Genomic DNA, 757 nt, shown 5'->3' with positions numbered 1-757 from the left:
GTCTGAATCAGCGTCTTACTGGTTACAGTAGACAGCTGAACGATTTCTCGCTTAACTTGTTGATCAGTCGATTCTGGTTGCATCACAGGTTTTATTTCTACCGTTTCTTCATAATCAGCCAGCAAATCCTCCCAATAAGATAACCCCAGATCACGATCCTGCTTCTCCATCCATTGGATGTACTCCCCATAGGACGCGGTCTGTTTCTTTTCTTCCGCTACCATCCGTGCGAGATCAGGCAGACTTCTGCCGTTCTTGAGCATTCCGTAGAACCGGTTGAAATCGCCGTACAGAATGGACATACACCAGCCGTCCAAAATGATATGATGATAGTTCCAAATCAACTTGTGACTGTCATTGCCAAGTGCGATGTAGTGGATCCGTAGTAGCGGCTCCTGTTGCAAGTTAAATCCACGCTGGATGTGACAGTCTGTAATGTCTGCGATTTTTTTCTCCTGCTCCAACTCGTCAAGCCCTGACAAATCCGTTCTTTCATATCCAATTTCTCGGTCATGTAACATTACTTGTCTTGGTTTGAAAAGCTTTTCGTACATAATCGCTGTTCGCAACACGTCATGTCGCAGAGCGAGCAGTTTCAGCGCCTGTTTGATCGTCTTTTCTTCAACGTCCCCACGGATCGAGAATACGTTCTGGTTGACATAACCCATCGATTTCTCGTTAGCAATGTTGTGGAACAGCATCCCATCCTGCAAAGGCGTAAGAGAGTAGATATCCTCAACCCTTGTCTCGAACCGGT

At 46.1% G+C, this 757-nt stretch carries 1 protein-coding gene; it reads right to left on the bottom strand.

Annotated elements, in window-relative coordinates; translation table 11 throughout:
- Positions 1 to 757 (bottom strand): condensation domain-containing protein (locus AMS59_RS26960; RefSeq protein ID WP_156304645.1); only part of this gene is annotated, 757 nt, incomplete at both ends.

It is taken from the genome of Lysinibacillus sp. FJAT-14745 (assembly GCF_001275675.1).
GTDB lineage: Bacteria > Bacillota > Bacilli > Bacillales_A > Planococcaceae > Lysinibacillus.
The sequence above is the reverse complement of the archived record's forward strand: the minus strand, read 5'-3'. Positions and strand labels throughout refer to the sequence as shown.